The following is a 23,176-nucleotide window of genomic DNA, read 5'->3' as shown; positions in this document are numbered from 1 at the left end:
GACCGACACCGATGTCTGGCTACATTGGGGTATGGTGCCCGCCCACGAGGGCCGGGCGGCGGAACCGGTCTACCGCCCCATCCTCGCCAATCGGCGGGGTGAGCTGGAGGCGCTCGGTCATCTCGACGACGTCGTCGCCCCCCTGCTCGCCCCGGTCCTCCAGGTGTCCGTCCTCGACCAGTTCACGCTTGACGTGCTCCGTCGGCTGCCCGACGGGCTGCTCACGGCGGTCGACGTCACCGGCCTGCCCGACGCTCCGGAGGCCGAACTGGTCCGCTGGGGCGTACCGCTGGTGCCGGTGATCGGGCTCGCGGACAGTGACCGGCGCCTGGTGGCGCACGGTGCCGCGGCCCGGGCCCACGCCCAGCGGGCGGTCGTCCGGCTGCGGGTCGGGCACGATCGCGCCGGCCCGGACGCGGCCACGGCGGCGGCGGAACGGGTCTGGCGGCTCACCGGCCTGGTGCCCGAGCAGTGCGACCTGCTCCTCGACGCGGGCGACGTGTGCTGCCGGGCCGACGTACGGGTGGCCGAGCCCCGGGTCCGCCGGTTGTCGGAGTGGGCCCGCCGGCACGCCTGGTCCTCCGTGAGCGTGGCGGCGGGCGGGATGCCCCCGGCGGTGTCCGCCCTGCCCACCGACGAACCGGTGCGCGTCGACCGCTGGGACTGGCAGCTCTGGCAGCGGCTGGCCGACCTCGGCGTCGGGTACGGCGACTACGGCGTCGGCTCTGCGGTGCCCGGCGCCGACCAGGCGGGAGACCGGCTGCCCACCGTCCGCTACACCACCGACGGCGCCTGGTGGGTGTACCGCTGGTCGCGCCGGGGCGGACGCGGCGACGACCGGTTCGCGGACCTGTGCCGCACCGTGGTCTCGGCGCCGCACTGGCCGGCCACGGGCGCGGCCTTCTCCTGGGGTGACCACGAGATCCTGCGGCGGGCCCGCCGGGGCGCCGGTGCCGGGTCTGCCAGCAACTGGGCGGCGTGGAGCACCTCGCACCACCTGGCGCACGTGCTGGCCGCGCTGCCGCAGCAGGGGCGGGAGTCCCGGCCGTGGCGATCCGATCAGGCGCCGCCGGAGCGGGGCCGTCCCGCCCGGCCGCACCGCAACGGGGAGACCCGCCGGGCCGGCTGAGCGCCTCCCCGCCGGGCACCGGTGCGGAGGCGGCGCCCGGCCGTCACTGCTTCTCGGTGAACCCGAACTGCACGATGCCCTCGTCGTCGACGCTCGCGTCCACCGACGCGTCGCCGAGCAGCTCGGCGGCGTCGGAGTCCAGGAAGATGCGGGCGCCCTGATTGTCGACCACGTGGTCGCCCTCGATCGGTTCGGCGACCAGTTCGACGGTGAGCGAACCCGCGTCGGTGTCGGCGGCGATCCGCACTCCGCCGTCCTCGGCGACGTCCTGCTGGTTGGCGAGGTCTCGGATGACCAGCACGGCGTTGTCGGTCATGGTGAGCATGGCGGAACTCCTCGTGGATTCTCGGATTCGCGGTGCGGGACCGGGACTCGGCCCGCGGGCGAGCACACGTGGGAGGCGATGGAAGGGCGACACGCACATCGCCGTCGCGCTTCGGGGCAGCTCAGGGCCCCTCCACGGCCTACGGTGCCCCCTGCCGGGGCATCCGTCAAATAGAGCGGGGTCAGTGCACGGCACGGGCCGGGGCGAACCGGGCCCGGATCCCGCGTACCGCCGCGCGGCCCGCCCGGTTGGCGCCGATAGTGCTCGCGGAGGGGCCGTACCCGATCAGGTGAATCCGCTCGTCGGCGACCACCCGGGTGCCGTCCATCGTGATACCGCCGCCCGGCGCGCGCAGGCGCAGCGGCGCGAGATGGTCCAGCGCAGCCCGGAAACCGGTGCACCACAGGATCACGTCGGCGGGCACGAACCGCCCGTCGTCCCAGGCCACCCCGTCCGGCGTGATCCGGTCGAAGACGGGTAACCGGTCGAGCACGCCGCGCTCGCGCAGCCGGCGCAGTTCCGGCGTGAGCGGCAGCCCGGTCACGCCGACCACGCTGTCCGGCGGGCGGCCCGCGCGTACCGCCGCGTCGACCAGGGCCACCGCCGCGCGCCCCCGCTCGGAGGTGAACTCCTCGTCGCGGAAGTCGGGCGGGCGCCGGGTCACCCAGGTGGTGCCGGCGGCCACGGTGGAGACCTCGGCGAGCAACTGCACGGCCGACGTCCCGCCGCCCACCACCACGACCCGCCGGCCGGCGAACTCCGCCGGTCCCCGATAGTCGGCCGTGTGCAACTGCCGGCCCCGGAAGGTCGACCGGCCGGGGTAGTGCGGCCAGAACGGTCGGGTCCAGGTGCCGGTGGCGTTGACCAGGGCACGGGTGGTCCAGGAGCCGTGGTCGGTGTGCACGGCGAGCCGGCCGTCGGCCCGGTCGCGCACCTCCCGGACCCGCACGGGCCGCCGCACCGGCAGGTCGAACTCGCGCTCGTACGCGGCGAAGTAGGCGCTGACCACCTCGGCCGCCGGCCGCTCGGGTCCCGCCACCGGGAAGGGCAGGCCGGGCAGGTCGTGGAAGCCGTGCACCCGGTCGAGCCGCAGCGTGGGCCAGCGGTGCCGCCACGCCCCGCCCGGCCCGTCGCCCCCGTCGAGGATCACGAAGCCGTCCCCGGGGGCGAACCCGGCGCGGGCCAGGTGGTGGCCGGCGGAGAGGCCGGCCTGCCCGGCCCCGATCACCAGCACGTCGACGGAGCGCTCGTCCATGCCGGGTACAACACGGGCGGGCCGGCCCCGCTGCCCGCCGGGAGCGTCTCGCCGGTCACAGCCCGCCGGGCCCACGGAAATTTCTTTCCATCGACGCTCTTTTCTGGCAGATACCTGCATGGCAGCATCACCCCATGCATCGTCGTCTCTTCCCCCGGACGCTCGCGCTGGTGGCACTCGTCGCCGCCGCGGCCACGGCGGGCGCGCCCACCGCCACCGCCGAGTCCCCGACCCCCGCGGCGACCCGGCTGAACGCCACCATCGACGCGATCCTCGCCGACAGCCGGCTGGCCGGGGCGCAGGCCTCGGTGGTGGTCAAGGACGCGACCACCGGAGAGACGGTCTACCACCGCAACGGCGACCGCCGCCTGGTGCCCGCCTCCAACACCAAGCTGCTGACCTCGGCGGCGGCGCTGGAACTGCTCGGGCCGGGCCACCACTTCAGCACCGAGGTGCGGACCAGCGGCGCCCGCCGGGCGGGCCTGGTCTCCGGCAACCTCTACCTGCGCGGCGGCGGCGATCCGACCATGCTCGCCGCCGACTACGACGCGCTGGCCGCGCGGGTCGCCGCCGCGGGCGTCCGGGTGGTCACCGGCAACCTGGTGGCCGACGACACCCGCTACGACAGCACCCGCCTCGGCCCCGACTGGACCTGGGACGACGAGCCGTACTACTACGCCGCGCAGGTCTCCGCCCTGACCGTGGCACCGGACACCGACTACGACGCGGGCACCGTCATCGTCCACGCCGCCCCCGGCGCGACCGCCGGCGCGCGTCCGGTCGTCACCACCACCCCGGCCACCCGGTACCTGAAGATCGACAACCGGGCCGAGACGGTCGCCGGCGGGGAGACGTCGGTCTCCTTCGAGCGCGCGCACGGCAGCAACACGGTCGTGGTGACCGGGCAGATCGCGCTCGGCGCCACGCCGGCGAACGACTGGGTCAGCGTCTGGGAGCCCACCGGCTACGCCGCAGACGTCTTCCGGTCGGCGCTGCGCCGGCACGGCGTACGGGTGCTCGGTCAGACGGTGCTCGGCCAGGCCACCCCGGAGGGCGCAGCCGAGGTGGCGCGGCACCGCTCGATGCCCCTGGCCCAACTGATGGTGCCGTTCCTCAAGCTGTCCAACAACGGGCACGCCGAGGTGCTGACCAAGGAGATCGGCCGGGTGCTCTCCGGCTCCGGCACCTGGTCGGCCGGGCTGACCGCGATCAGCGAGTACGTCGCCGACGCCGGGATGGACACCGGCACGCTGCGCCAGCGCGACGGCTCCGGGCTCTCCCGGCGCAACCTGATCCCCGCCGACGAGTTCGTGGACCTGCTCACCGCCGTGCGCGACGAGCCCTGGTTCGACACCTGGTACGCGGCCCTGCCGGTCGCCGGCGAGGCGGACCGGTTCGTCGGCGGCACGCTGCGCAGCCGGATGCGGGGCACGGCGGCGGCGGGCAACGTGCACGCCAAGACCGGCAGCCTGACCGGCGTCTCCGGCCTCTCCGGCTACGTCACCGACGCCGACGGGCGGGTGCTGGCGTTCTCGATCCTGCTCAACAACTACCTGGCCTCCTCCGTGAAGACGCTGGAGGACCAGATCGCGATCGCCCTGGCCTCGTACACGGGCAGGGGCGTGACCGGCGCGCGGGCCGCGGCCCCGACGGCGCCCGACACCCCCCGGGTCCCGGAGGGCCTGGAGTGCGCCTGGGTCAAGCCGAACGCCTGCTGACCGGCCGGCGGGGCCCGGTGCGGGGGCCCCGCCGGCGCTCAGGCGCCGGGGCGGTGCGGCAGCTCGGCCGCCGGGTCGCCGCGCTCGATCAGCGCGGCGATCTCGGCGGGACGCAGGCCGCGCTGCGCCAGCACCCGGGCTCCCCAGCGGTGCAGCCGGCACGGGTGCGGGCTGGCGTCGTTGCGGCAGACCGTCCCGCCGGACCAGTGCCGGGGCGCGTGCACCACGACCGCCCGCACGGCGAACTGGGCGTCCTCGACGGTCACGTACGGCGGCAGCGGGATATCCCGGAGCACCTCCCCGGACGGCTCCCCGGCGCCCCGGGGGGCGGTCGGACGGACGGTGCGGGCGGTGACGCTGCTCATCGGTGTGGCCTCCACAAGGGATGGTCGGAGATGGACAGCAGAAAGTTACGACAGACGCGACGCGGCGCGACGGACAAACTGTCCCGCAGGGTGGACACGGACCCGCCCGCCGGCACCGGACGGCGGTCCGGGCGGGACCGCCGTCGGGGCGGAGCCGCCGGTCAGCCGGCCGCCCGCTCCCGCAGCCGGGCGGCCGTCCGGCGGGGGTCGTAGTCGGGGGCAACGCCGTCGACGATCAGCGCCGCACCCGGGATGTGCCGGGTGCGCAGCGGCAGGATCTCCTGGTACGCCGGCGAGTCGTACCAGGCCCGGGCCCGGTCCAGGTCGGGGAACTCGATGATGACCACGGTGCCCGGCCAGTCGCCCTCCCTGACCTCCACCTCGGCGCCGTGCACCCGGAACCGGCCGCCGAACGGGTCCAGCGTGGCCTGGATCCGCTCGATGTAGGTGAGGATGTCCTCGTGGGCCGGGGTGTCGTAGAGGTGGGCGAGCGCGAACGCGGGCATGGTGCCTCCCGGGAGCCGGTCCGCCCGGCCGGACGACCGGGGCGGTACGCCGAGTCTCCCGCCGGCGCGTGCCCGGCGTCGATTACCCGTGGGGTAACGACGGCGGGTCGCCCCGCTCAGACGCGGTCGAGCACGACGACGGGGATCTCCCGGTCGGTCTTCTCCTGGTACTCGTCGTACGCCGGCCAGATGGCGGCCATCGTGGACCACATGCGCGGCTTCTCCCCCGCCGTCGCGGTACGCGCCCGCGCGGTGAACCGCTCGGCGCCCACCTGCACCTCGACCAGCGGCTCGTCGAGCAGGTTGAGGTACCAGGCCGGGTGCTTCGGGTCGCCGCCCTGCGAGGCGACGACCAGGTAGGCGTCGCCGTCGCGGCCGTAGATCAGCGCGGTGCGGCGCAGCTTCCCGCTGCGCCGTCCCCGGGTGGTCAGCAGCAGCGTGAAGACCCCGGGCTGCCACTCGTGCCCCTCGGCGCCGCCGGTCTCGACGTACCGCCGGATGTGGTCGGCCACCCAGCCGTGCGGGCTGTCCAGCACCTGCTCGCCCATCGGCCCTCCCGTTCGCCCTCGCGCACCCGGTCGTCGCGATCACGCTACTCCGGGCAGCGGCCGGTCGCCGGGCGAACGGGGCCGCCCGGGCACCCGGGTCATCCCAGCGCGACCGCCTGGACGCCGACGTTGCCGCAGTCGTCACTGAACGCCTGCTCCACCGTCCAGGTCAGCACCAGCCGGCTGCCCTTCGGCGCCTGGAACCGGATGGTGAACTCGGTGGACCGGCTGGTGTGCCGGTCCTCGATCCGCAGGGTCCGGCTCGGACCACCGACGGACAGGCGGGCGTCCAGCCGGCCCCGGGCCATCCACACCCCGCCGTACAGCCGGACGGTGCGCGCCTGGCCGTCGGCGGCCACCGCGAGCGTGAAGCCGCTGCCGGCGCCGCACCGGTAGACCCCGTGCGGCGAACCGCTCGCCGACGCCACCGGGCTGCCGTCACGCCAGCTGAAGCTCTCCTGGTTGTCGTCCCAGCCGCCCCGCCGGCCGGTGCCGCCCTCGTCGCGGATCTCGCCGGAGCCGCCGCGCTTGCGGACCGTCGACTCCGCGCCGCGCAGGCCCCAGTGGAGCCAGTCGCGGCGGCCCACCGTGGTCAGGTCGACCTCGCCCGGCGCCTCGGCCATGCTGGCGGCGAGCACCGCCCGCACCGGTGGCGCCGACGTCGACGGCGTGGGTGGCGTGGGTGGCGTGGGTGGCGTCGGGGACGGGCTCGGCGGACGCTGCCGGGGCCGCAGCCCGGGCGAGACCAGGCCGGCGTCGAGGTCGCGCCCCTCCACCCCGGGAAAGCCGCTCGGCCGGCCGGCGTCCGCCGGTACGTCGCCGACGGTCTCCCCGCCCGGCTCGGGGTCGCCGGCGGTCAGGTACGACACGAGGGCGACCAGGCAGGCGACCACGGCGATCCCCTCGACGGCCCACCGGCGGCGCTGCCTGGCCCGGGCCAGCCGCCGCAGGCAGGTGCGGGTGTGCCCGGCCGGCGGAAGGGGCGGTTGCCGGGTCCCGGGCGGGGCTGCCGGGTCGCCGTGTCCCGACGGCCGGATGTGCTGTCGGGTGAGGTCTTCCTCCGCCACGGGCCCTCCACTCCCCACCGGCCCCGGCCGGACGCGGACGTCCATTGTGGGCGGCCCGCGCCCGCACCGCCACGTCCGTCGCGCCGGACGGACGGGCGTGTCCAGTTCGTCACCGGACGGTAGCGGACATCGACCAGGACGGTGGTCTCGGGTCGGTGCCGCCGGCCCGGCAGGCGATCCGGACGCCCGGGGTCGGCTCTCTCAGCGGATCTCGAAGCCCAGCGCCTGCGCGATCACCATGGCCTGCGCGGCGTCGACGATCGCCCCGGCCCGCTCCACCGCCGTCGGGTCGAGCGCGGTCAGGTCGCTGCCGCGCAGGTCGGCCCCGGTCAGCCGGCAGCGGTGCAGTTGCGCGGCGGAGAGGTCGACGCCGGTCACCGTGGCCCCGGTCAGGTTGGCCCCGGTCAGGTCCGCCTCGCGCATCCGCACGTCCGTGATGCGGACCCCGCGCAGGTCGGCCCCGGGCAGCGCGACGAACGACCAGTCGCCGCCGGCGACCGTCAGCGGTCGCAGGTCGCACTGGGTGAAGGTGCTGCCCACGAGCTTGCAGCCGGTGAACTCCGCCTCGAAGAGGTTGCACCGCTGGAAGGTGCAGCGGGTGAAGGCCGAGTCGGTGTGCCGGGAGGAGTTGAAGCGCGTGTTGCCGAAGGTGCAGCCGTCGAAGACCGCGCCCCGGCTCACCGCCTCGGACAGGTCGACGTCGAAGAACGTGCAGCGGACGAAGTGCCGGTCCACCAGCTCCTCGGCGTACCAGTCCTCGTTGCGGAAGGTCTCGTCCTCGGTCAGCTCGGGCATCGGGCCAGGCTATCGAGGTGTTGGGACAACGGCGGGCTGCCCCTTCCGGCGAGGCGTACCGGCTAGTAGTTTCGGCGACGTGAGTGTGGCACGCAGCATCGACCCGGACCAGATCGGCTTCGACCCGGCGCGGTTGGCGCGCATCGACGAGCACTTCGGCAGGTACGTCGACGACGGTCGCCTCGCCGGCTGGCAGGTGCTGGTCACCCGCCGCGGCGAAATCGCCCACTCGTCGACGTACGGGCTGCGCGACGCGGAGGCGGGCAGGCCCGTCGAGGCGGACACGCTCTGGCGCATCTACTCGATGACCAAGCCGGTCACCTCCGTCGCCGCGATGATCCTGTGGGAGGAGGGCCGCTTCGAGCTGACCGACGAGATCAGCCGGTGGCTGCCCGAGTTCGCGGACCTGCGGGTCTACTCCAAGGGCTCGGCGCTCAAGCCCTTCACGGTGCCGGCGGTCGAGCCGATCCGGGTGTGGCACCTGCTCACCCACACCGCCGGCCTGACGTACGGCTTCATGCAGACCTCGGTGGTCGACGGCATCTACCGGGCCGCCGGCTACGACCTGTACCCGCCGGCGGACGTCGACCTGGCGACGGCCTGCCAGGCGTTCGGCGAGCTGCCGCTGCTGTTCCAGCCCGGCACCGCGTGGGGCTACTCGGTCGCCACCGACGTGCTCGGCCGGCTCGTGGAGGTGGTCTCCGGGCAGAGCCTGGACGCCTTCTTCGCCGACCGGATCTTCCGCCCGCTGGGCATGACCGACACGCACTGGTGGGCCGAGGGCGACGCCGCCGACCGGCTCGCCGCCCTCTACGCGCCCGACCCGCGCACCGGCCGCGCGTTCCGCTACGACAAGCTGGGCGCCCTGGCGTACGAGAAGCCGCTGCTGCTCTCCGGCGGCGGTGGCCTGATCTCCAGCGCCGCCGACTACCACCGGTTCACCCAGATGCTGCTGCGCGGCGGCGAGCTGGACGGGGCCCGCCTGCTGGGGCCGCGCACGGTGCGCTTCATGACCCGCAACCACCTGCCCGGCGGGCAGGACCTGGAGACCCTCTCCGCCGGTGGCTTCGCCGAGACCACCCTCGACGGGATCGGCTTCGGGCTCGGCTTCGCCGTGGTTGACGACCCCGTGCCGAGCCGGGTGCCGAGCAGCCCCGGCGAGTACTACTGGGGCGGCGTGGCGAGCACGGCCTTCTGGGTCGACCCGGCCGAGGAGGTCACGGCCCTGTTCTTCACCCAGCTCATGCCGTCGAGCACCTACCCGATCCGGCCGCAGCTGCGGCAGCTCGTCTACTCCGCCCTGGTCGACTGAGCCGGGTCACCGCTGCCGGCACTCCTCCGTCCCGTCCGGGGACGTCCAGCACTCCGTGCGCACCCCGGTCGTGCCGGTGACCCGGAAGGGGCGTCCCGCGTCGTCGACCGTGACGGTGCCGATGCGTCCCTGCGCAGCCCAGTCCACCTCGACCTTCCAGTCGCAGTCGCAGTTCTCCGTGTAGCCGATGACGAGGAACGTCTCGGCGTCGGACAGGGACACCCGGTACGGGAAGCGGATCTCCCTGCGCTCGTGCTCGGGGACGAACTCCTCGCCCTCCTCGAACAGGCCGGCCGTGAGCAGGGGAGGATCCTCGTCCAGGGTCGCGTGGACCCACCGGTAGGCCGTCGGGCCGCCTCCGCCCGGGGCGGCGAACACGCCCCGCAGGGCGGGACGCCGCGCCACCACCCGCACCCGCAGGTCGGTGAGGGTCACCTGGGCCTCGTCGACCCCCTGCACCGTGAAGGAGACGTGCTGCCGGGAGGCCGGCACTGCGGCGGCATCCCTGGCCCACCGCGACCAGTCTTCCGACCAGGCCGGCCGTGCGGGGACGTGCGCCAACGGCGCCTCGACCACCCAGCCGTCCGGCGGGTCGTGGCCGACGCGGACCGCGACCGTGAACGGCAGCGCGTCGGGGTCGGGCGGAGGCGGCGGGGGCGTGACGGGAAGGAGTCCCCAGGCGAGGAGCCAGGCGGTCAGCATCGCCGTGACGACGGCCGCGAGGACCCCGGCGAACCAGCGGCCGGCGGGCGGCCCGGCAGGCGAGAGCCGGCGCACCAGTGCCCGCACCCGGTCGGACCGGGCCGGCCTCGGCCCCTCCGACTGCCCCTCCACCGGACCGGGACGCCCGGTCGGCGCTTCGGGCGGGTCACGTTGCTCCGTCATGGCGCCACCCCGCCTCCAACGTCACGGTCCGACACCAGTGCACCCCGAAGCGTGCGACGACGCAAGGGGCGGTTGCGCCGCGCGGGATCCACGGTCCGCCAGCGCGCGATGTCGCCGGTCAATAGCCTGGAGACGAGCCACGTCCGCCGGGCCGGACGGGCCTGGCGGGAGGCGGTATGAGCAACATCGTCGTGTTCGGCGCGGGTGGCACCGCGGGATCGCGGATCGCCGCCGAGGCGGTGGGCCGGGGGCACCGGGTCACCGCGGCGGTGCGCCGGCCGGAGGCCACCTCGTACCTGCCGCCGGCGGTCACGGTGGTCACCGGGGACGCCACCAGCGAGCGGAGCGTACGGGAACTGGCGCCCGACACGGACGCCATGGTGGTGGCGATCGGCGGCGGTGAGCACGCCCTGTGGCTCGACGCGGCGCGCAACCTGGTCGGCGCGCTGCGCGGCATGCCGGCCGCGCCCCGGATCATCCACGTGGGCGGCGGCTCGACCCTGCTCACCCCGAAGGGCACCCGCTACCTCGACGAGCCGGACTTCCCCGAGGAGTACCGCGAGGCAGCGCGGGGGCAGGCCGAGGCCCTCGACTTCTACCGCTCCTCGGCCGACGGGGTGACCTGGACGTACGTCTCGCCGCCGCCGCTGGAGTTCCATCCGGGCGAGCGCACCGGGCACTACCGCACCGGCGGCGACCAGCCGGTGACCGACCACGAGGGCCGCTCGGTGCTCAGCTACGAGGACCTGGCGGTGGCGATCGTGGACGAGATCGAACAGCCGCGTCACGAGAACGCCCGCTTCACCGCCGCGTACTGAGTGGCGCGGGGCGGCCGCAGCGGTGCCGTGGGCGCTGGATCAGTCGGCGAGGCGGGCGGGGAAGCCGCCGGTGGCGATCGGGCCCCAGGCGTCGATGGTGACCCGGATCAGCGACTTGCCCTGGCGGACCATCGCCGCCCGGTACTCGTCCCAGTCCGGGTGCTCGCCCGAGATGCAGCGGAAGTACTCCACGAGCGGCTCCAGCGCCGCCGGCAGGTCCAGCACCTCGGCGGTGCCGTCGAGCTGCACCCACGGGCCGTTCCAGTCGTCGGAGAGCACGCACGCCGACACCCGTGGGTCGCGGCGGATGTTGGCGACCTTGGCCCGCTCGGGATAGGTGGAGATCACCAACCGGCCCTCGCCGTCCACCCCGGCGGACACCGGGGACGACTGCGGCCGACCGTCGGCGCGGGTGGTCATGAGCACCACCCGGTGCCGCGGTCGGAGGAACTCGGTCAGCCCGGCCCGGTCGATCCGGGTGTTCGTCGCGATGCTGCGTGCCATCGTTCGTTCCTACCAGGGCTTCCGTCGCACGGCGACCGCACCGGACGGAACGGGCCCGACGCACACCGGGATCGCGCGGCGGCCTCAGCGGGGTCGCGGGGCGGCGCGGTTGGCGGCGGGCTGGGCCGGCACCCGGGGGCGGACCGAGGGCCGCCAGGCGCGGCCGTTGGCGTAGATCACCCGGAAGCCGAGGTACGAGGCGAGGGGCGCCCAGTGCGCGGAGCCCATCCGCAGCTCGGCGGCGTTGTGGCGCTGCCCGTTGGCCAGCACGTCGAGCAGGACGGTCTCGAAGGCGGCCGACTCGACCCAGTCCACCTCCCGGGTGTACCCGCAGATCAGGGCCGCTCCGGTGGCGTCGAGGAAGTCCCGCAGCACCGCGTCGGAGGCGCGCAGCACCGAACAGCTGCCGAAATAGAGCCGCCGACCCTCGCAGCGGCCCGCCATCAGCTCGGCGACGTCGGCGAGCGCCACCGATTCCCAGTCGGTGAGGCAGAGCCGACTCGGCTCCCCGTGCATGGCGAAGAAGCCGACCCGGTGGTCGGCGTACTGCTTGAGCAGCCAGCGGTCGACGAAGTAGAAGAGTTCGTCGCGGGTGGCCGCGTCCTTGTGGATGAAACGTATCTTCCCGAGCCGTTCGAGCAGTTCCAGGGTGGGCAGGACGGAGCCGCGCTCGTTGAGGTCGCGGTGCCACTGGCCCTCGATGCAGAAGACGCCACCACGTGCCATGCCGCCCCCTCCCCCGGTCCCGCCGGCGCTGACGTTACCGGGTCGGGCCGGCGGGAGAACATCACCCGGCGCGTGCCGACCTGCGGCCTTGCGTGCGGTTCGCGCTTTCCTGTGGCCTGTTGCCGATCAATGGGCGTTTCGCAATTCGCGTAATGCCCAGGCAACACCCAGGAACGGCGAATCGTGAGGACAATTCTCGTTAATCGCCGCGAACCATCCGTCGGCCTGCCAGGGTGGAAATGCGGGACGGGCAGGCCGATGTCCCGGATGCCACCCCATTCCCACTCCTATCGGGAGGACTTCTGTGCGCGTTAACACCCTGAAACGGGCGGCTGTCGCATTCGCCCTGGCGTTGCCGGCAGCCGCTGTCGCCACGGTGGTCGCCGCGCCAGCGGCCCATGCCGACGGCTGCTACACGTGGCAGCGCAACCTCTACCAGGGGCGCTCCGGCGACGACGTCCGCCAGTTGCAGATCCGGGTCGCCGGGTGGGCCGGCAACCGGGACATCGTGGAGAACGACGGCCGCTACGGACCGAAGACCGCCGCCGCGGTCAAGCGGTTCCAGGCCGCGTACGGGCTGCGCGCCGACGGCATCGCCGGACCGCAGACGTACGGCAAGCTCTACGACCTCCAGGACGACGACTGCACGCCACGGCACTTCAGCTACAGCGAGATGGACGACGGCTGCGGTCGCGGGGGCTGGAGCGGCGGTCCGCTCTCCGCCGCGCAGACCCGGCAGAACGCGCTGCGCACGATGTGGAAGCTGGAGGCGTTGCGGCGCAGCCTCGGCGACAAGCCCCTCCTCGTCAGCAGCGGTTTCCGCAGCCGCGCCTGCAACAACCAGGTCGGCGGGGCGTCCGACAGCCAGCACCTCTACGGCAACGCCGCCGACGTGGTGTCGCGCACCAGCTCGCTGTGCCAGATCGCCCGCGACGCCCGCAACCGGGGCTTCAGCGGGATCTACGGTCCCGGTTACCCGGACCACGACGACCACGTGCACGTGGACTCGCGGCGGGAGAACAACAGCGACGACACCTCGAACACCACCAGCTGGTCCGCGCCGGACTGCGGCATCGGCGCCGGCCGCGACTGAGCCGGTCGGACAGGCCACGCCGAACCGGGCGGACAGGCACCACGCGCCGAGCCGGTCCGGACAGGCCACGCAGAGCCGGACGAACGACGACGCCGGCCCGGGCGCGGGTGCCACCCCGCGCACCGGGCCGGCGTCGTGTCCCCGGGTCCCGCCGAGCGGGCGTACCTCCGCCCGGCGTGCCGGGGACCGGCGGCCCCGCCGGCGGACGAATCCGCTCAGCTCGCCCGGGGCCAGCGCGGCGCGGGGGCGGGGGGAGCCACCGGCCGGGCGGGGGCGGCGGGACGGGCGCCGGGCGCGACCGCGCGCGGGCCGCCCGGGTGCCCGCCGGTGGTACGTGGTGCGCGGGTGGTCGGCGCGGGGCCGGTCACCGTGAACGGGAACGGCACGTGCACGAAGGGGTTGCCGTGCCGCACCAGGGCGTCGATCTGTCGCTCGTTGAGCCCGTGCCGCGCCAGCACCCGCCGGCCCCAGCGGTGCAGCCGGCACGGGTACGTCGCGCCGTCGTTGCGGCACAGCGGCCCGGCCGGCCACTCCTCGGCGGCGTGCACCACCACCGCCCGGACCGCGAGCCGGACGTCCTCGGGGGTCAGGGGCGCCGGCACCGGCACCTCGCCCAGGATCTGGTCGATGGGATCCGTCGACTGCTCACCAACCCGCACGGCAGGCCTCCCGTGGCTCCGGCAGCGGTGCGGCTGACCCGCCGCACCGCATCCTCGGCGACTGGTACGGCCCCCGCCCCCGGAAGGTTCAATCGCGCCTCAGACGAGGCCGGCGTCGTGTACCAGCAGGGCGACCTGGACCCGGTTGTTCAGGCCGAGCTTCACCAGCAGCCGCGACACGTACGCCTTGACGGTCGCGACGCTCATGAACAGCTCGGCGGCGATCTCCGCGTTCGTCCGGCCCTGCCCGAGCGCCACCGCGACCTCGCGTTCCCGGTCGCTGAGCCCGGCGAGCTGCCGCAGCGCCCGCTCCCGGCGCGGGTCGGGGCCGCCCGCCGCGCCCGGCGCGGTCACGTGGTCGATCAGCCGGCGGGTCACCGCCGGGGAGAGCATCGCCTCGCCCGCCGCCACCCGGCGCACCGCCCGCACGATCTCGGCCGGCGGGGTGTCCTTGAGCAGGAACCCGCCGGCCCCCGCCCGCAACGCCCGGAGCACCTGCTCGTCGGCGTCGAAGGTGGTCAGCACCAGCACCTCGGGCGGGTCGGGCGACGCGCGCAGCGCCTCGGTGGCCGCGAGACCGTCGAGCCGGGGCATCCGGATGTCCATCAGCACCACGTCCGGCGCGCAGGCGGCCACGGCGGCGGGCACCTCGCTGCCGTCGGCGGCCTCCCCGACCACGAGCAGGTCCGGCACCCCGCCGAGGATCATCGACAGGCCGGCCCGCACCAGCGCGTCGTCGTCGACGAGCAGCACCCGTACCGGCCGGCCGGGGTCGGGGCCCGGCCCGCTCACGCCGGCCACGGCAGCCAGGCGGCCAGCCGGAAGTCGCCCGCGTCGTCCCGCCCGTACTCCAGCCGGCCGCCGGCCAGGCTGACCCGCTCCGCGATGCCGACCAGGCCGGTGCCGGCGCCGGGGATCTCCGGGCCGGCGATGCCGCCGACCGGCCACCGGTTGCGGATCTCCACGGTCAGCCCGTCGCCGGGGGCGCCGGCCACGTCGACGGTGACCGCCGCGCCGGCGGCGTGCTTACGGGCGTTGGTGAGCCCCTCCTGCACGATCCGGTAGACGCTGCGCCCCACCGCAGCGGGCACCCGTTCCGCCAAGGTGACCACCTCGCGGACGCCGATCCGCGCCCCGGCCGACCGGGACTCCTCGACGAGCGCCGGCAGATCGCCCAGGGTGGGCTGCGGTCGCTCGGGATCCTCCTCGGCGGTGGTCTCCGCGCGGAGCACCCCGATCACCTCGCGCAGATCCTGCAACGCGGCGTGGGCGCTGCCCCGGATCACCCCGGCCGCCCGCGCCACCTCCTCCGGCGGCGCGTCCGGCCGGAACTCCAGCGCGCCGGCGTGCAGGCTGAGCAGCGAGATCCGGTGCGCCAGCACGTCGTGCATCTCGCGGGCGATGCGGGTGCGCTCCAGGTGCCGGGCCTGCGCCACCCGCAACTGCTGCTCCGCCTCGGCCCGCTCGGCGCGCTCGCGCAGCGACACGACGAGCTGCCGCCGGGCCCGGACGAACATCCCCCACGCCAGCACGGAGAGGCTGAGCACCACCCCCCAGACGGTGGTCGCCCAGTACGGCATCTGCGGGTCCGGGCGCAGGTAGCTGAAGGCGAAGTTGGTGACCAGGCCGGCGGCGGTCAATCCCAGCGCGACGGCCGTGCGCCGGTGCACCACCACGGTGAAGTAGATGATCAGCAGCGGGATCGCCGCCGCCATCGAGAACAGCGTCAGCGGCACGGTCGCGACGGCGAGCCCCACCGGCCACCGGCGCCGCAGCCAGATCAGCGCGCAGCAGGCGAGCCCGAGCAGGGCGTCGACCGGGACCATCCAGCGCTGCGGCAGCGGCGTGGCGAACTCCGGGTCGGCCGAGGCCGCGTCGGCCGTGGCGAGCAGGACCCAGCCGAGGGAGAGCAGGAAGCAGAAGCCGTCCACCACCCAGTCGCGGGTGGTGCGACGCGGCCCCCGCCCCACCCGCGCCGCCGGATCGACGCTCAGCGCCCCCGGCAGCAGCCAGGGGTGCTCCGGTACGGCGGCACTGGTCACGCGACCATGCTAGGCAGCCGCCCGGCGAACCGACCAGCTACCAAAGTCGAGACCCTGGCGTCGACCAAGGTAGCCGCCGGACGAGACCGTCGGCCGCAGCGCGCGACCGGGTGGCTCCGGCAGCGTGGCCGGCATGATCAGCGTGGAACACCTCACCAAACGGTACGGGCGGCACACCGCCGTCGACGACGTGTCGTTCCGCTGCGAGCCGGGCACCGTCACCGGCTTCCTGGGACCGAACGGCGCCGGCAAGTCCACCACCATGCGGATGATCTGCGGGCTCACCCCGCCCAGCGGCGGCGGCGCGACGGTCGGCGGCCGGCCGTACCGGGAACTGCCCAACCCAGGGCGGGAGGTCGGCGTGCTGCTGGACGCCTCGGCCCAGCACGCCGGGCGCACCGGGCGGGAGGCGCTGACCGTGGCCGCGGCCACCATGGGCGTGGACCGCCGGCAGGTCGCCACCAAGCTCGACCTGGTCGGGCTGAACGAGGTCGCGGCGAAGCGCCGCCTCCGGGCGTACTCGTTGGGGATGCGGCAGCGGCTCGGCCTCGCGCACGCGCTGCTGGGCGACCCCCGGGTGCTGATCCTCGACGAGCCGGCCAACGGCCTGGACCCGGAGGGGATCTTCTGGATGCGCGGCCTGCTGCGCGACTTCGCCGACCGGGGCGGCACCGTGCTGCTCTCCTCCCACCTGCTGCGCGAGGTGGAGGCGGTCGCGGACCAGCTGGTGGTCATCGGGGGCGGCCGGATCGTGGCCCAGGGCGACAAGGCCGAGTTGCTGGCCGGCGGCGGGACGCTGGTGCGGGCCCGCGACGGCGGGGCGCTGCGCGGCGCGTTGGAGCGGGCCGGGCTGACGGCCACCGAGGGCACCGAGGGGCTGCTGGTCCACGCCGACGCCGAGGCGGTCGGGCAGGCCGCCGCCGACGCCGGCGTCGCCCTCACCGAACTGCGGTCCGCCGGCAGCGGCGGCCTGGAACAGCTCTTCCTCACCCTGACCGCCGGCGCGTCGACCCAGGAGGCCGTCCGATGACCACCGCCACCACCGCCAGCCCGCCCGCCACCACCGCGCCCCAGCGCCATTCCGGCGTACGCCGGCCGTCGCTGCTCCGGCTCACCGGCGTGGAGCTGCGCAAGCTCGTCGACACCCGGGCCGGGCTCTGGCTGCTGATCACCATCGGGCTGCTCGCCGCCGCCCTCGTGGTGGTCCAGTTGATCTGGTCGGACGACGCCGAGCAGACCTTCCCCAACTTCTTCCTCCCCTCGATGCTGCCGATCGGCCTGCTGCTGCCCGTGCTGGGCATCCTGTCGATCACCGGGGAGTGGTCCCAGCGCACGGCGCTCACCACGTTCGCCCTGGTGCCCCGGCGGGGCCGGGTGATCGTCGCGAAGCTGGTCGCGATGGTGCTGGCGGCCCTGGCGTCGGTGCTGGTGAGCCTCGGCGTGGCCGCCGCCGGCACGCTCGTCGCCGCGGCCACCGGCGGCGCCGGCACCTGGCGCATGGAGTGGGCCCTGGTGCTGCACGCCGTGGCGCTCCAGGTGGCCAACGTGCTGATGGGGGCCGGCTTCGGCCTGCTGCTGCTCAACACCCCGCTGGCGATCGTCGGCTACCTGCTGCTGCCGACCGTCTGGTCGATCCTCGGCGAGATGATCCGGCCGCTGCGCGGCCCGGCGGGCTGGCTGGACACGGGCCGCACCATGGAGCCGCTGCTCACGCCCGACGTCACCGCCGGGCAGTGGGGACGGTTCGCCGTGTCGCTGCTGGTCTGGCTGGCCGTGCCGCTGGTCGCGGGGCTGATCCGCACGCTGCGGCGCGAGGTGTCCTGACGGTGGACGGCTACGGTGCGCCCACCGTCGTCGACGGCGGCGCGGCGGAACTGGCGATCCTCTGGGGCGGGTTCCCGGCACTCGGCGCGGGCGCCGGGTGGCTGCTCGTCGCCGGCGCGGAGTGGATCGCCGGGCTGTCCTGGGCCCCCGCGCAGGACCTGTTCGAGCTGGTCGCCCGGCTGCCGGACCCGCAGGCCGGCATCGGCGGGCTGGCCGTCGGCACGCTGGGCGGCCTGCTGGTCGCCGCCGTCGGCACCGCCGAACGGCTCGCCGTCACCGTCGACACCGAACGGGTCCGGCTGCGCCGCGACCGCAAGGACCGGCAGGTCGGGCGGCGACCGGTGCGCGCCGTCTTCGTCGACGGCAAGGACCTGGTGCTGCTCGGCGCGGACGACGAGGAACTGGTCCGGGAGCGGTCGGACCTGGCCGTCGACCGGCTGCGCGACGCCTTCCGGACGCACGGCTGGCCGTGGACCGACGGCGACCCGCACCGGGACGCGTACCGGCGGTGGGTGCCGGACCTGCCGGGGCTGCCGACCGGCGCGGACGCGCTGCTGCGGGCCCGGCAGCGGGCGCTCGACGCCGACCGGGGTGGCGAGGCCCGGGAGCTGCGCGGCGAACTGGGCCGCACCGGGGTGGTGGTCCGCGACGACGGCCGGCGGCAGTACTGGCGGCTGACCCGTGCCGCCCCGCGCACCAGGTCGGAGGACGCGACTTCGGCTGAGCCGGAGGTCGAGGGCCGGTAGCGTTGCTCCCGACGGGGCCCGGGGCACGGGGAGCGCGCGATGACCGAGCAGCAGCCGTACCGGGTGGTGGCCCGGCACCCCGGCTTCGAGCTGCGCCGCTACCCGGCCCACCTGGTCGCCGAGGTGCGGGCGGAGGGCGCGTTCGAGCAGGCCGCCCGGGACGCCTTCCGGCCGCTGGGCGCGTACCTGCGCGGTGCCAACCGCGCGCGGCGGGCGACCGACCGGGAGACGGGCTCGCAGACGATCGCGATGACGGTCCCGTTCGTGCAGGAGGAGGGGGACCGGCCGGGCCGCTGGCTGGTGTGGCTCGTGATGCCGGCGGGCCTCACCGCCGACACGCTGCCCGAGCCGGCGGACCCCCGGGTGCGCACCCGGTTGGTCCCGGCACAGCTCGCCGCCGCGACGCGCTTCGCGGGCCGCTGGACGGCCCGGGCGTTCGACCGGCGGGCGACCGCGCTGGGCCGGGCGGTCACCGCGGCCGGGCTGCGCCCCACCGGCGCGGTCCGGTACGCCCGCTTCGATCCGCCGTGGAAGCCGTGGTTCCTGCGCCACAACGAGGTCGTGCTGCCGATCGCCGAGTGAGCCGGGTGCCGCGGCCCGGCACGGGGCGCTCCCGGCCGGACCGGCGCGGCTACCCTCGCCGGGGTACGCCCGCGGGCCGGGGCCGAGGGCTGGTCACCGACGCCAGCAGTTCGTCGAGCGCGTCGACCTCGGCCCAGCCGTTCACCGCGATCCGGCCGGCGGCGTCGACGGTCACCTCGACCCGGTCCGGGCTGTGCGACACCTCGTCGAGCAGTCCCGGGAAGCGGTCGCCGAGCAGCACGAACTCCTGGTTGGTGGAACCCACCCAGGGCCGCCCGGTGTCGATCCGATCGGCCAGGAACGGCCCGGCGACGAGGAGGTCGGTCGCCGCCAGCAGCGCCGCGACGTCGTCCCGGCCGGCGTCGACCGCCCGGTGCAACTGCGCCCGGGTGTAGCCCGTGAAGGTCATCACCGAACGCCCGGCGGCGCGTACCCCGGCGGCGACGGCCGCCAGCGGGGCGGCCTGGTCGAAGGGCTCGCCGCCCAGCAGGGTCAGCCCCTCGGTGCCGGCGTCGAGCGCCCGGCGCACCAGGTCGGCGGGGGCGACCCGGTCCCCGCCCCGGAAGCTCCACAGGTGCGGGTTGAAGCAGCCGGGGCAGCGGATGGCGCAGCCCTGCACCCAGACGGCCGTCCGCTCGCCCGGGCCCTCGGCGCGGGTGGCGGCCAGGAAGCGCGCCACCGCCACCGTCTCCACCCCCACCGGCGGGCGCGGCCCTGGACCCTCGTCAGACATCGAGGACCCGGCCGGGCGGCGGCCGGTCGGGCGCCGGCCCGGCGGGCGGGACGCACTCCACGGCGTCGCGCAGGCGCGCGTACTCGTGGGGGGCCAGGTTGGCGGCGGCGGCGAACTCGGCCAGGCTGCCGAAGGACCCGCGCCGCTCCCGCTCGGCCAGCACCTGCCGGGCGCGCTGCGGGTCGAAGCCGGGCAGCGCCGCGAGGTCGCCCGGCCCGGCCGCGTTGACGTCGATCGGCGGTCCGGCCGGCGGCCCGGAGGCCGGCGCGTCCGGCTGCCCCGGGGCCGGCGCGTCCGGCTGCCACGGAAGCGACGTGATCGGCCCGGTGGGAAAGGGGTCGACGGCCGGCGCCAACGTCGGGTCGGCCGCCAGCGGCGGATACCCCGTCGACGTGGGCGGATGTCCCGTCGTAGAGGCGGGCGGGTACACCGGCGACCCCGGCGGATAGGACGACGACGCGGGCGGATAGGACGGCGACCCCGGCGGGTAGGACGACGACGCGGACGGATAGGACGGCGACCCCGGCGGGTAGGACGACTCGGGCGGGTAGGCCGACGACCCCGGCGGGTACGCCGGCGAACCCGGCGGATAGGCGGGCGACGCGGGCGGGTACCCCGGCGGGTAGGCCGGGGACGGGTAGCCCGCCGTCGAACCGGGCTGATACGTCGGGGACATGCCCGGGTAGGGATGGGGGATCGGGCCGGCGGGGGGAGCCGCCCCGGGCAGCGGAGCCAGCGGGTACGCGCCGCCGGGCCACGCCGTCGCCGCGAACCTGGCGCGGCGGTCCGTGAGCCAGCGCAGCCACGCCGGATTGATCAGCGCGGCATGCAGGATGCTGGCGATCCACACGGCCAGGAGCACGCCGACCGCCCAGTCGCTGAGGGCGCTCTCCTGGTCCGACTCGCCGACGACGAGAAACGCCGCCGAGCCCACCACGGTGTAGAAGATGCCGGGGAGCCACCACGCCGCGCGCTGGGCCCGCAGGCCCACGTAGATGAATCCGAAGCCGCCGAGGCAGCTGCATCCGAGGACGGGCAGCAACAGCCACCAGCTCTGCAACACCTGCCACGTCGTGCTCGGCCGGGGGACGGCCGGGGGCGGCCAGCCGGGGTTAGGCGCGTTCGACATCGCGCTGCTCCTGCCGCTCGGGCACGGCGGCGCGGTCGCGGTCGGCGGTGTACGCGCTGCGTACCGTGCGGGCCGCCAGCAGGTCCTCCAGCACGGCGATGTAGTCGAGGCACCCGTCGCCGAGCACGTCCCTGGTCTCGGCGCTCACGACGCCCTCGCTGGTCACGGTGACCACGATCCGCGGCTGCCCGCCCATCACGACCTGCCCTCGACGGCGAACACCAGGCGGACGCTCGCGTCCTCGGTGACCTGTTCGGACTCCAGCCGCAGCCCGGCGGCGGGGGCCTGCTCGCGCAGCCGCTCCAGCACGGCCCGCTGGACCTGCCGCCCGTACGCGGCGTCGATGGCCCGGACCGCCTCGACGGCCCGCGGCTCGTCGACCTCGCCCGTGAAGTGCGCCGACCAGATGCCGTCCTCGCCGCGCCGGAAGCCGGCCCGCACGTCGGCCCAGTCCGCGATGACGGCGTCCGGTTCGGTGGTGACCACCGCGCCGGTGTCGCGCAGCGCGGCGACGAGCAGCGTCTCGTCCCGCATCCGGGTCTGCACCTGGCAGACGACGTGCCCCTCCCCGTCCCGTCCGGCGGTCGCGGCGTGCGTCGCGGCGACGGCGGCGACGGCCAGCGGCAGGAGTATCAGTGAGACGCTCATCGGGGCCCCCTCCCTCGGTTTCGACCCACAGACTAGAACTCGACCGCTCGCCCGCCCTGCCCCCGTTGCTGCCCCGGACCGCCGGGGCGGGCGCCGCCCGGGCCGACGGGACGACCACCGAGGTCCCAGTCCTCGGCGGCGGTGGCGGCGACGGCGCGGGCGTCGGCCCAGGAGCGTACGGCGTCGATGCGTTCCGCCTGGGTGACACTGAGCGGCACCATGCTGACCAGTGCCCGGACCAGGTCGTCGCGGCGCAGCGGACGCCGTTCGGCGAAGGCGTCGAAGAGCCCGCCGACGACGGCCTGCTCGATCTCGGCCCCCGAGTAGCCCTCGCTGAGTCCGGCGAGTTCGCCGAGCAGGGCGTCGTCGGGCGTCAGGGCACCGGCGACGGCCGGGTTGCGCAGCCGCCGGGCGAGGTGGACCCGCCAGATCGACGCGCGTTCCGCGCGGGTCGGCAGGTCGACGAAGAAGATCTCGTCGAAGCGCCCCTTGCGGAGCAGTTCCGGGGGCAGCCGTTCGAAGTCGTTGGCGGTCGCGATGACGAAGACGGGCCGGGACTTCTCCTGCATCCAGGTCAGGAAGGAGCCGAAGACCCGGGCGGAGGTGCCGGAGTCGTTGGCCCCGCCGACGAAGCCCTTCTCGATCTCGTCGACCCACAGCACGCAGGGTGCGGTCGCCTCGGCGGTCCGGATGGCGGTGCGCATGTTCTGCTCACTCGACCCGACGAGCCCGGCGAAGACCCGGCCGACGTCCAGCCGCAGCAGCGGCAGGCCCCAGGCCGAGGCGATCGCCTTCGCGGTCAGCGACTTGCCGCAGCCGGGCACGCCGGTGATCAGGACGCCCCGGGGCGCGGGCAGCCCGTACGCCGCCGCCTCGGCCAGCCAGGAACCGTCCCGCTTGGCCAGCCACCGCTTCAGGTTCTCCAGCCCGCCGACGTCGGCGAGGTCGACCGGGGCGTCGACGAACTCCAGCAGCCCCGACTTGCGTACGGTCTGCCGCTTCTCCTCGTGCACGACCGCGAGGTCTCTGCCGTCGAGCACGCCGTCGTTGACCATGGCGCGGGCGAACGCGTTCTCCGCCTCGTGCAGGGTGAGCCCGAGGGCCGCCTTGGCGAGCCGTTCCCGGCCGAGGTCGTCCAGGGCGACGCGGATCCGGCCGCCGGCGGAGTTGGCGGCGATCATGCCGTCGAGCACCCGCCGGATCTCCGTCTCGGTGGGCAGCGGGAAGTCGATGATCGTCACGTCCTTCTCCAGCTCCACCGGGATGTGCAGCACCGGCGAGACCAGGACGAGGGTGCGCGGCACCGGGCCGGCCTTGAAGGCCGCCACCACGTCCCGCAGCCGGCGGACCACGCCGGGGGTGCCCGGCCGGTCGCTGCTGCCGTGCGCCGGGTGCAGGTCCTTGAAGATCAGCACGCTGGGGTGGTCGAGGCGCAGCACGGCGGCCAGCGCGTCCTCCGGGTCGGTGGTGCCCTTGCGGGCGACGCCGTCGGGTTGCACGAGCCCCGTCGTCAGCGACCAGGTCCACACCGCCCGTGGCGTGCGGACGAGGGTGGCGTCCCGGGCGACGGCGCAGACCTCGGCGACCACCCGCTGTTCCTCGGACGACTCGACGTAGAGGACCGGGAAGCGCGCCTTGAGCATCTGCGACAGTGCGTCACGGAACGGCACCACCACCGTCGCCCCCTCCCACCCCACCGACGAGCAGCGCGACTCTAACAGCCCCGCCCACCGCCCACTCCGGCGTCGATCATGGGATTGCCGGCGG

At 75.2% G+C, this 23,176-nt stretch carries 27 protein-coding genes; 9 read left to right on the top strand and 18 right to left on the bottom strand.

Annotation, left to right across the window (positions count from 1 at the left end; genetic code table 11):
* Positions 1 to 31 precede the first annotated feature (31 nt).
* Positions 32 to 1,129 carry a beta family protein gene (locus tag OG989_RS12895; protein WP_327030630.1) on the top strand — a complete coding sequence of 366 codons (1,098 nt, stop codon included), beginning with the start codon at positions 32 to 34 and terminating at the stop codon, positions 1,127 to 1,129.
* A 43-nt stretch (positions 1,130 to 1,172) separates the two neighbouring features.
* Here the strand turns inward: OG989_RS12895 and OG989_RS12890 are convergent, their stop codons facing one another.
* Together OG989_RS12890 and OG989_RS12885 are read right to left on the bottom strand one after the other, a co-directional pair.
* Positions 1,173 to 1,454 (bottom strand): adhesin, encoded by a 282-nt coding sequence (locus tag OG989_RS12890; protein WP_132233810.1) that lies wholly within the window; start codon positions 1,452 to 1,454, stop codon positions 1,173 to 1,175.
* Positions 1,455 to 1,635: 181 nt separating this feature from the next.
* Positions 1,636 to 2,709, bottom strand: a complete 1,074-nt coding sequence (locus OG989_RS12885; RefSeq protein WP_327030629.1) for an NAD(P)-binding domain-containing protein — start codon at positions 2,707 to 2,709, stop codon at positions 1,636 to 1,638.
* A gap of 134 nt (positions 2,710 to 2,843) precedes the next feature.
* Between OG989_RS12885 and dacB the strand changes: the two genes are divergently transcribed.
* Positions 2,844 to 4,427, top strand: a complete 1,584-nt coding sequence (gene dacB, locus OG989_RS12880; protein WP_327030628.1) for a D-alanyl-D-alanine carboxypeptidase/D-alanyl-D-alanine endopeptidase — start codon at positions 2,844 to 2,846, stop codon at positions 4,425 to 4,427.
* 38 nt (positions 4,428 to 4,465) lie between these two features.
* On the opposite strand, the gene OG989_RS12875 is transcribed toward dacB, so the two are convergent.
* From OG989_RS12875 to OG989_RS12855, 5 genes are all read right to left on the bottom strand, one after another.
* Entirely contained in the window at positions 4,466 to 4,792 is a 327-nt protein-coding gene (locus tag OG989_RS12875; protein WP_192581317.1) for a hypothetical protein, read from the bottom strand.
* 161 nt (positions 4,793 to 4,953) lie between these two features.
* Positions 4,954 to 5,298, bottom strand: a complete 345-nt coding sequence (locus tag OG989_RS12870) for a DUF1330 domain-containing protein (RefSeq protein ID WP_151453601.1) — start codon at positions 5,296 to 5,298, stop codon at positions 4,954 to 4,956.
* A 116-nt stretch (positions 5,299 to 5,414) separates the two neighbouring features.
* Positions 5,415 to 5,846 carry a nitroreductase family deazaflavin-dependent oxidoreductase gene (locus OG989_RS12865; RefSeq protein WP_327030627.1) on the bottom strand — a complete coding sequence of 144 codons (432 nt, stop codon included), beginning with the start codon at positions 5,844 to 5,846 and terminating at the stop codon, positions 5,415 to 5,417.
* A gap of 98 nt (positions 5,847 to 5,944) precedes the next feature.
* Positions 5,945 to 6,913 carry a hypothetical protein gene (locus tag OG989_RS12860; RefSeq protein ID WP_327030626.1) on the bottom strand — a complete coding sequence of 323 codons (969 nt, stop codon included), beginning with the start codon at positions 6,911 to 6,913 and terminating at the stop codon, positions 5,945 to 5,947.
* Between the two features lie 201 nt (positions 6,914 to 7,114).
* Positions 7,115 to 7,708 (bottom strand): pentapeptide repeat-containing protein, encoded by a 594-nt coding sequence (locus OG989_RS12855; protein WP_151453600.1) that lies wholly within the window; start codon positions 7,706 to 7,708, stop codon positions 7,115 to 7,117.
* A gap of 79 nt (positions 7,709 to 7,787) precedes the next feature.
* Between OG989_RS12855 and OG989_RS12850 the strand changes: the two genes are divergently transcribed.
* Entirely contained in the window at positions 7,788 to 9,020 is a 1,233-nt protein-coding gene (locus OG989_RS12850; RefSeq protein WP_327030625.1) for a serine hydrolase domain-containing protein, read from the top strand.
* A gap of 6 nt (positions 9,021 to 9,026) precedes the next feature.
* Here OG989_RS12850 and OG989_RS12845 read toward each other — a convergent pair whose 3' ends face one another.
* Positions 9,027 to 9,905, bottom strand: coding sequence for a hypothetical protein (locus OG989_RS12845; protein WP_327030624.1), 879 nt, complete (start codon positions 9,903 to 9,905; stop codon positions 9,027 to 9,029).
* A 176-nt stretch (positions 9,906 to 10,081) separates the two neighbouring features.
* Between OG989_RS12845 and OG989_RS12840 the strand changes: the two genes are divergently transcribed.
* Positions 10,082 to 10,723, top strand: coding sequence for an NAD(P)-dependent oxidoreductase (locus OG989_RS12840; RefSeq protein WP_132233794.1), 642 nt, complete (start codon positions 10,082 to 10,084; stop codon positions 10,721 to 10,723).
* Positions 10,724 to 10,762: 39 nt separating this feature from the next.
* Here OG989_RS12840 and OG989_RS12835 read toward each other — a convergent pair whose 3' ends face one another.
* Entirely contained in the window at positions 10,763 to 11,227 is a 465-nt protein-coding gene (locus OG989_RS12835; protein ID WP_151453597.1) for a PPOX class F420-dependent oxidoreductase, read from the bottom strand.
* An 84-nt stretch (positions 11,228 to 11,311) separates the two neighbouring features.
* On the bottom strand, positions 11,312 to 11,953 hold the full coding sequence (locus OG989_RS12830; RefSeq protein ID WP_151453596.1) for a DUF6642 family protein: 642 nt from the start codon (positions 11,951 to 11,953) through the stop codon (positions 11,312 to 11,314).
* Positions 11,954 to 12,257: 304 nt separating this feature from the next.
* On the opposite strand from OG989_RS12830, the gene OG989_RS12825 reads away from it, so the two are divergent.
* Positions 12,258 to 13,046, top strand: a complete 789-nt coding sequence (locus OG989_RS12825; protein WP_151453595.1) for a D-Ala-D-Ala carboxypeptidase family metallohydrolase — start codon at positions 12,258 to 12,260, stop codon at positions 13,044 to 13,046.
* A 215-nt stretch (positions 13,047 to 13,261) separates the two neighbouring features.
* On the opposite strand, the gene OG989_RS12820 is transcribed toward OG989_RS12825, so the two are convergent.
* From OG989_RS12820 to OG989_RS12810, 3 genes are all read right to left on the bottom strand, one after another.
* Positions 13,262 to 13,705 carry a hypothetical protein gene (locus OG989_RS12820; protein ID WP_327030623.1) on the bottom strand — a complete coding sequence of 148 codons (444 nt, stop codon included), beginning with the start codon at positions 13,703 to 13,705 and terminating at the stop codon, positions 13,262 to 13,264.
* 99 nt (positions 13,706 to 13,804) lie between these two features.
* Complete coding sequence (locus tag OG989_RS12815) at positions 13,805 to 14,515, bottom strand: response regulator transcription factor (protein ID WP_327031156.1); 711 nt, start codon at positions 14,513 to 14,515, stop codon at positions 13,805 to 13,807.
* Positions 14,494 to 15,747 carry a sensor histidine kinase gene (locus OG989_RS12810; RefSeq protein ID WP_151456987.1) on the bottom strand — a complete coding sequence of 418 codons (1,254 nt, stop codon included), beginning with the start codon at positions 15,745 to 15,747 and terminating at the stop codon, positions 14,494 to 14,496. The genes OG989_RS12815 and OG989_RS12810 overlap by 22 nt, the downstream gene beginning before the upstream one ends.
* Positions 15,748 to 15,880: 133 nt before the next feature.
* On the opposite strand from OG989_RS12810, the gene OG989_RS12805 reads away from it, so the two are divergent.
* From OG989_RS12805 to OG989_RS12790, 4 genes are read left to right on the top strand one after another with little or no spacing between them, the layout of a single operon-like run.
* Positions 15,881 to 16,777 (top strand): ABC transporter ATP-binding protein, encoded by an 897-nt coding sequence (locus tag OG989_RS12805; protein ID WP_151456986.1) that lies wholly within the window; start codon positions 15,881 to 15,883, stop codon positions 16,775 to 16,777.
* Complete coding sequence (locus tag OG989_RS12800; RefSeq protein WP_151456985.1) at positions 16,774 to 17,571, top strand: ABC transporter permease subunit; 798 nt, start codon at positions 16,774 to 16,776, stop codon at positions 17,569 to 17,571. The genes OG989_RS12805 and OG989_RS12800 overlap by 4 nt, the downstream gene beginning before the upstream one ends.
* Positions 17,572 to 17,573: 2 nt before the next feature.
* Positions 17,574 to 18,317, top strand: a complete 744-nt coding sequence (locus OG989_RS12795; protein WP_151456984.1) for a YqeB family protein — start codon at positions 17,574 to 17,576, stop codon at positions 18,315 to 18,317.
* Positions 18,318 to 18,356: 39 nt separating this feature from the next.
* Positions 18,357 to 18,899: an SOUL family heme-binding protein gene (locus OG989_RS12790; RefSeq protein ID WP_327030622.1), complete on the top strand. Its 543-nt coding sequence runs from the start codon at positions 18,357 to 18,359 to the stop codon at positions 18,897 to 18,899.
* Between the two features lie 49 nt (positions 18,900 to 18,948).
* Here the strand turns inward: OG989_RS12790 and OG989_RS12785 are convergent, their stop codons facing one another.
* Genes OG989_RS12785 through OG989_RS12765 form a run of 5 tightly spaced genes read right to left on the bottom strand, consistent with a single transcriptional unit; the run spans position 18,949 to position 23,085 of the window.
* On the bottom strand, positions 18,949 to 19,632 hold the full coding sequence (locus tag OG989_RS12785; protein ID WP_327030621.1) for a 4Fe-4S cluster-binding domain-containing protein: 684 nt from the start codon (positions 19,630 to 19,632) through the stop codon (positions 18,949 to 18,951).
* Complete coding sequence (locus tag OG989_RS12780) at positions 19,625 to 20,761, bottom strand: helix-hairpin-helix domain-containing protein (protein WP_327030620.1); 1,137 nt, start codon at positions 20,759 to 20,761, stop codon at positions 19,625 to 19,627. Before OG989_RS12780 ends, OG989_RS12785 begins: the two co-directional genes overlap by 8 nt.
* Positions 20,745 to 20,957: a DUF2997 domain-containing protein gene (locus tag OG989_RS12775; RefSeq protein WP_132233770.1), complete on the bottom strand. Its 213-nt coding sequence runs from the start codon at positions 20,955 to 20,957 to the stop codon at positions 20,745 to 20,747. The genes OG989_RS12780 and OG989_RS12775 overlap by 17 nt, the downstream gene beginning before the upstream one ends.
* Positions 20,957 to 21,409, bottom strand: coding sequence for a hypothetical protein (locus OG989_RS12770; RefSeq protein WP_151456979.1), 453 nt, complete (start codon positions 21,407 to 21,409; stop codon positions 20,957 to 20,959). The genes OG989_RS12775 and OG989_RS12770 overlap by 1 nt, the downstream gene beginning before the upstream one ends.
* A gap of 32 nt (positions 21,410 to 21,441) precedes the next feature.
* On the bottom strand, positions 21,442 to 23,085 hold the full coding sequence (locus OG989_RS12765; protein WP_327030619.1) for an AAA family ATPase: 1,644 nt from the start codon (positions 23,083 to 23,085) through the stop codon (positions 21,442 to 21,444).
* Between the last annotated feature and the right edge of the window lie 91 nt (positions 23,086 to 23,176).

The organism is Micromonospora sp. NBC_01740 (assembly GCF_035920365.1).
In the GTDB taxonomy this organism is placed as follows: Bacteria; Actinomycetota; Actinomycetes; order Mycobacteriales; family Micromonosporaceae; genus Micromonospora; species Micromonospora reichwaldensis.
The sequence above is the reverse complement of the archived record's forward strand: the minus strand, read 5'-3'. Positions and strand labels throughout refer to the sequence as shown.

What these genes read in the sequence shown, in the direction of transcription:
- OG989_RS12895 (WP_327030630.1), top strand. Translation starts at nt 32, where the DNA reads ATGGTGCCCGCCCACGAGGGCCGGGCGGCGGAACCGGTCTACCGCCCC.
- OG989_RS12890 (WP_132233810.1), bottom strand. Translation starts at nt 1,454, where the DNA reads ATGCTCACCATGACCGACAACGCCGTGCTGGTCATCCGAGACCTCGCC.
- OG989_RS12885 (WP_327030629.1), bottom strand. Translation starts at nt 2,709, where the DNA reads ATGGACGAGCGCTCCGTCGACGTGCTGGTGATCGGGGCCGGGCAGGCC.
- dacB (WP_327030628.1), top strand. Translation starts at nt 2,844, where the DNA reads ATGCATCGTCGTCTCTTCCCCCGGACGCTCGCGCTGGTGGCACTCGTC.
- OG989_RS12875 (WP_192581317.1), bottom strand. Translation starts at nt 4,792, where the DNA reads ATGAGCAGCGTCACCGCCCGCACCGTCCGTCCGACCGCCCCCCGGGGC.
- OG989_RS12870 (WP_151453601.1), bottom strand. Translation starts at nt 5,298, where the DNA reads ATGCCCGCGTTCGCGCTCGCCCACCTCTACGACACCCCGGCCCACGAG.
- OG989_RS12865 (WP_327030627.1), bottom strand. Translation starts at nt 5,846, where the DNA reads ATGGGCGAGCAGGTGCTGGACAGCCCGCACGGCTGGGTGGCCGACCAC.
- OG989_RS12855 (WP_151453600.1), bottom strand. Translation starts at nt 7,708, where the DNA reads ATGCCCGAGCTGACCGAGGACGAGACCTTCCGCAACGAGGACTGGTAC.
- OG989_RS12845 (WP_327030624.1), bottom strand. Translation starts at nt 9,905, where the DNA reads ATGACGGAGCAACGTGACCCGCCCGAAGCGCCGACCGGGCGTCCCGGT.
- OG989_RS12840 (WP_132233794.1), top strand. Translation starts at nt 10,082, where the DNA reads ATGAGCAACATCGTCGTGTTCGGCGCGGGTGGCACCGCGGGATCGCGG.
- OG989_RS12835 (WP_151453597.1), bottom strand. Translation starts at nt 11,227, where the DNA reads ATGGCACGCAGCATCGCGACGAACACCCGGATCGACCGGGCCGGGCTG.
- OG989_RS12830 (WP_151453596.1), bottom strand. Translation starts at nt 11,953, where the DNA reads ATGGCACGTGGTGGCGTCTTCTGCATCGAGGGCCAGTGGCACCGCGAC.
- OG989_RS12805 (WP_151456986.1), top strand. Translation starts at nt 15,881, where the DNA reads ATGATCAGCGTGGAACACCTCACCAAACGGTACGGGCGGCACACCGCC.
- OG989_RS12800 (WP_151456985.1), top strand. Translation starts at nt 16,774, where the DNA reads ATGACCACCGCCACCACCGCCAGCCCGCCCGCCACCACCGCGCCCCAG.
- OG989_RS12790 (WP_327030622.1), top strand. Translation starts at nt 18,357, where the DNA reads ATGACCGAGCAGCAGCCGTACCGGGTGGTGGCCCGGCACCCCGGCTTC.
- OG989_RS12785 (WP_327030621.1), bottom strand. Translation starts at nt 19,632, where the DNA reads ATGTCTGACGAGGGTCCAGGGCCGCGCCCGCCGGTGGGGGTGGAGACG.
- OG989_RS12780 (WP_327030620.1), bottom strand. Translation starts at nt 20,761, where the DNA reads ATGTCGAACGCGCCTAACCCCGGCTGGCCGCCCCCGGCCGTCCCCCGG.
- OG989_RS12775 (WP_132233770.1), bottom strand. Translation starts at nt 20,957, where the DNA reads ATGGGCGGGCAGCCGCGGATCGTGGTCACCGTGACCAGCGAGGGCGTC.
- OG989_RS12770 (WP_151456979.1), bottom strand. Translation starts at nt 21,409, where the DNA reads ATGAGCGTCTCACTGATACTCCTGCCGCTGGCCGTCGCCGCCGTCGCC.